The organism is Xenorhabdus beddingii, from assembly GCF_002127545.1.
GTDB lineage: Bacteria > Pseudomonadota > Gammaproteobacteria > Enterobacterales > Enterobacteriaceae > Xenorhabdus > Xenorhabdus beddingii.
Map to the genome: position 1 here is coordinate 1 of NZ_MUBK01000165.1, position 470 is coordinate 470.

Annotated in this window: 1 protein-coding gene; it reads left to right on the forward strand. The window is 48.3% G+C overall.

What is annotated here, in order from left to right; translation table 11 throughout:
* Positions 1-47: 47 nt before the first annotated feature.
* Positions 48-470 (forward strand): ISAs1 family transposase (locus Xbed_RS19075; RefSeq protein ID WP_139837572.1); only part of this gene is annotated, 423 nt, incomplete at its 3' end.

A 470-nucleotide genomic window follows, 5' to 3' on the forward strand; every position in this document is an offset into this window, starting at 1 on the left:
GAATGACATGATCTAATCAGCTTTATTTTCCTCTTCATGACTCACCTATGACTCTCATTGAACATTTATCCGTTGTGAAAGAAACCCGCTCTGATATCAATCGCCAGTATGATTTGGTTGATGTTATTTTCCTCGTTGTCAGTGCCATTATGGCAGGAGCCGAGGGATGGCAAGACATTGAGACTTATGGCCGGGCTAAAATTAAGTGGTTGAGAGAATACCGCGCCTTTCCTCACGGGATCCCCCGCCGACATACGATTGCGAGAATACTCCGGGCTATCGAGCTGGATCCGTTACTGGAAGCGTTGCTGAACTGGGTCAATGAACAGCGTGAGCTGGACGGAAAACCGATCATTGCCTTTGACGGAAAAGTCCTGAGACGGGCTTACCGGAATGAAAAGAAAAATGCGGTCCAGCTGGTCACTGCCTATGATACCGAACGGGGATTGGTATTGAGCCAGAAAGCCACG